This is a genomic window from Spirulina subsalsa FACHB-351, from assembly GCF_026130165.1.
Classification (GTDB): domain Bacteria; phylum Cyanobacteriota; class Cyanobacteriia; order Cyanobacteriales; family Spirulinaceae; genus Spirulina_A; species Spirulina_A subsalsa_A.
In genome coordinates, this window is the sequence record NZ_JAIHOM010000208.1 from 1 (window position 1) to 3,305 (window position 3,305).

Annotated in this window: 6 protein-coding genes and 1 pseudogene; 3 read left to right on the forward strand and 4 right to left on the reverse strand. The window is 48.2% G+C overall.

Translation table 11 applies throughout. The features are described from left to right. Positions 1 to 791: pseudogene (locus K4A83_RS22020) on the forward strand (hypothetical protein); the annotation flags it as partial. A gap of 73 nt (positions 792 to 864) precedes the next feature. Next, positions 865 to 1,026 carry a hypothetical protein gene (locus K4A83_RS22025; protein WP_265266858.1) on the forward strand — a complete coding sequence of 54 codons (162 nt, stop codon included), beginning with the start codon at positions 865 to 867 and terminating at the stop codon, positions 1,024 to 1,026. Between the two features lie 101 nt (positions 1,027 to 1,127). On the opposite strand, the gene K4A83_RS22030 is transcribed toward K4A83_RS22025, so the two are convergent. Together K4A83_RS22030 and K4A83_RS22035 are read right to left on the reverse strand one after the other, a co-directional pair. Beyond that, positions 1,128 to 1,265, reverse strand: coding sequence for a PIN domain-containing protein (locus K4A83_RS22030; RefSeq protein ID WP_265266859.1), 138 nt, complete (start codon positions 1,263 to 1,265; stop codon positions 1,128 to 1,130). Then, on the reverse strand, positions 1,265 to 1,522 hold the full coding sequence (locus tag K4A83_RS22035) for a type II toxin-antitoxin system Phd/YefM family antitoxin (RefSeq protein WP_265266860.1): 258 nt from the start codon (positions 1,520 to 1,522) through the stop codon (positions 1,265 to 1,267). Before K4A83_RS22035 ends, K4A83_RS22030 begins: the two co-directional genes overlap by 1 nt. Positions 1,523 to 1,627: 105 nt before the next feature. Here K4A83_RS22035 and K4A83_RS22040 point away from each other — a divergent pair, with 105 nt between their 5' ends. Next, positions 1,628 to 2,704, forward strand: a complete 1,077-nt coding sequence (locus K4A83_RS22040; protein WP_265266861.1) for a DALR anticodon-binding domain-containing protein — start codon at positions 1,628 to 1,630, stop codon at positions 2,702 to 2,704. Here K4A83_RS22040 and K4A83_RS22045 read toward each other — a convergent pair. Together K4A83_RS22045 and K4A83_RS22050 are read right to left on the reverse strand one after the other, a co-directional pair. Next, positions 2,701 to 2,913: a hypothetical protein gene (locus K4A83_RS22045; RefSeq protein WP_265266862.1), complete on the reverse strand. Its 213-nt coding sequence runs from the start codon at positions 2,911 to 2,913 to the stop codon at positions 2,701 to 2,703. The two genes, K4A83_RS22040 and K4A83_RS22045, sit on opposite strands and share 4 nt — an antisense overlap. A gap of 32 nt (positions 2,914 to 2,945) precedes the next feature. Continuing rightward, positions 2,946 to 3,305: type II toxin-antitoxin system VapC family toxin (locus K4A83_RS22050; RefSeq protein ID WP_265266863.1), on the reverse strand; the 360-nt coding region annotated here is incomplete at its 5' end.

Below are 3,305 nucleotides of genomic sequence, written 5' to 3' on the forward strand. Positions count from 1 at the left end.
CCCGTCAAGCCGTAATCAGACAAGCAACCCTTGACACCAACATCCCCCTCACCGACCTAGAAATCCTGAGTGCCTTCGCCACCACCTGGGGCAACGGCTGCATGGGAATCAGCCGACCCGGCCAAATGTGTACCATGGCACTCGTTGATGGTTGGGTCGTCACCGTCAATGCAAACGGACGTGAACTCACCTATCACACCCGAGGCTCCTTTGCCATCCTGAATCAGCAAACCGACCCAGAATGGTTAAGGCTGGAAGCCGAACGTCGCCAACAGGAAGAATGGCAACAACGCTGGGCTGATATCGGCTGGACACAAACAAACCCCGTCATGCCCGAAGTCACTGAACCCGGCCGCTGGCTTTTCACAAACGTCCCCAACAGACGCTGGTTTGATCCCCCCACCGCCTACGGCTTTCGTTACACCATGATGGGCGATCGCCTCTTCACCCACGTTCTAGACTTTCCCACAGGAATTGATGACGACGACCTGTTCACCATCACCGTAGGAGACCAAATCTTAGGAGAATTTAGTCCAGGCCAAAGCGTAAGCTTCCTCGATCTCCTGGGTAGAGGCGTTAACACCTTCACCATTAGCGACATCAATCCCCTAGTTGATCCCGAAGACCCCAGCGCATTCCCCCTTAAACTCGCCTTTGATGGGGAAAGCGCAAGCTTTGAAATGATTGCACTCACCAAAGAATCCCAAGATATTCCAGAAGGTAGCACCCCCCTAAGTCTGATGATTTTCGGTCTCATTAGTGGTGGTTATTTGCTGCGATCGCGCCTCTAAACCCATCAACTTCGCGCAAATCACCGCATCTACTTTTTGTATTGCCTCTAAATCTTAAAAAGGAGAAACCACGATGTCAGAAAAACACTCTTACGACAAAGGAAAACCCGAAAAAGAAAAAGCCGAAAAAAAGTGTACTAAGTGTCACGGAAAAGGACGTATTTCTGTTCCTAGAGGTAAACGAGAACCTCAATGTCCTACCTGCAAAGGTACAGGCTGGGTCAAAGGTTCTTAAACTTGGCTAGAAGAGGATCAATCGCACCTCAATTTATCAAGGTGTGATTTCCTCTCACCCCTAGCCAATCAACACATCTGCCGATTTAAACAAACCAATTTTCAATCGCTAATCCTTGTCACCGATGCGATCGCAGACTCTTCTAGCTTCTGCCGAAAACGTTCCAGAAAAATATCATTGGGCTGTAACTTGATACTTTCTGAAATGATGTTGGTATCCAGGAGGAATTTTATACTCATCACCAGCAAGGTTTTTCAGAAGTTGGGGTGCGATCACGAACATCAGCAAAGACCTCATCACCTTCTGAATCAATGCCTTCTGAAACGATTTTGGATCGAAAAGCATCAAAAGCTTCTAAAATACCCTCTGATTTAGCCGAAATAATTTTAGCGATCGGTTGGTCTGCTTGGAAAATCATAAAACTTTCTCCAGCTTTAGCCCGTTCAAGATAGGTGATCAAACCTTGAGTCATTTCTTCTACAGTAACTTTATTCATGAAACAACCTCCTAACAACAGTGTCTGACTGGTCTAAGCTCTATCTTAGATTAAGGCATAAGAAAAGTTGACCCGATCCAAACCTCACTATCCCCAAATAACACCATGACCAAACCACACCAAACCTATCTAGACACCCGACCCATACCCCCAGAATACCTAACCTCATCCGCCGAACTCCGTTACACCCTCATCGACACCCTCCAAACCCTCCTTCAACAAACCAACCACACCCTAATCACCCCCCCAAAAATCACCCCCGATCCCGAAACCTTCCTCAACAGCCTCAAAACCAACCCCAACATCTACCAAGCCCCCCTATCCCGGCAATTCGCCGCCGACCTCCCCCCCGACATCCAACAAACCACCCTCAAAGACGAACCCCAAGACTGGTACATCAAAACCGCCGACTTTGGGGACGAATGCGATCGCCCCCTCCAACACCGCGACGGCGAATATACCCAACTTCTCGAAGACCTCGCCGTTTATCATCAAATTCTGCAAAACCATTGCGATAGAATCATCGTCCTGCGCCCCCATAACTACGGCGGCTACGATGTCTTGCTCAACAGTGCCATGCGCTGCCTCGGCTACAGCCCAGCCCAATTTAACTACATCACCATTCAACCCATCAAACTCTACGCCTTCCACAAACCCAGCCAACAACTCCATACAATCCCAGACCTCCAACCCAACGAACTAATCCAGACGATCGGCATGAATGCCCTCCGCTGGTACAGCCTCAGCACCCCCCTCACCGAACCAGCCCCGATCAACATCAGCACCGCCGGACAACCCACTGCTGCTGATAGCCTCCATCGCATTCAAACCACCCATGCCCACTGCTGCGCCCTCCTCCAACGCGCCACCCAACAAGGCATCATCAATACCAAAAATCCATCCGAAACTCCCTCCCTCTCTCCATCCTCGAACCTAACAGATACCCTCATCCATCAAATCCAATCCACACCCCAAATCCTCGAACAAAGTGCCAACCAATTAGCCCCCCATCTGCTCTGTCATCATCTTGAAGCTCTCAGCGAAACCTGTCAATTATGGTTTGAAACCCTAACCCTAGACGCAGAAACCTATATCCTGCTCGTAAAAATCAAACAGGTATTTTTTGAGATTGTGCAAAATATTCTAAAGGTCAAAATTACAGAGCCAACATCAGTGCCCTAACAAACTTTACAAGTTTTTTCCAGAAAATTGGGGAAAATCGTCCCCCTCCCATTTTCCCAAAGCGCGATCGCCCCTTCTTCTCTAGAGGCGATCACTTTTTCGTTTTGACGCTTCCAAAGAGCGATCTGTTTTTTGTAGGTTGCGATCACTCTTCTGTATTGAGGGGAGATCGCCCCTCCTTTATTTATTCCTAAGGCGCGATCGCCCATCTGGCAGTGATTTTTGATCAGAATGTGTCAACCTACGGACGGAAAATACACTCAAACGGCTGACGACGACAACGACGGTAAACATCAAAATCTTGATCTAACGTTGCGATCGCTGGGATACCCAAACGCTCAGAAATCACCACTAAAGATAAATCCGAAAAATCACCCGGCAAATCCGCATATTGGGCATTCAATTGGGCGATTCGCTCAAAATCATCAGGCATCAGAGGTTCACAACGGTAAATCCCTTGGGCAACATGAGCCAAAAACTCATTTTGGACTCGCCAATCATCATTTAATAACCACATCACTTCAGTTGCACAAGCTGTTGTGGTGATTGCCTGTCCTGTACATTGGGCTAAAAAATCGACAACAGGAAGATGATAATCATC

Excerpts from the sequence above, each read along its gene's own strand:
- K4A83_RS22035 (WP_265266860.1), bottom strand. The coding sequence starts at position 1,522 with ATGAATAAAGTTACTGTAGAAGAAATGACTCAAGGTTTGATCACCTAT.
- K4A83_RS22030 (WP_265266859.1), bottom strand. The coding sequence starts at position 1,265 with ATGAGTATAAAATTCCTCCTGGATACCAACATCATTTCAGAAAGTATC.
- K4A83_RS22040 (WP_265266861.1), top strand. The coding sequence starts at position 1,628 with ATGACCAAACCACACCAAACCTATCTAGACACCCGACCCATACCCCCA.
- K4A83_RS22025 (WP_265266858.1), top strand. The coding sequence starts at position 865 with ATGTCAGAAAAACACTCTTACGACAAAGGAAAACCCGAAAAAGAAAAA.
- K4A83_RS22045 (WP_265266862.1), bottom strand. The coding sequence starts at position 2,913 with ATGGGCGATCGCGCCTTAGGAATAAATAAAGGAGGGGCGATCTCCCCT.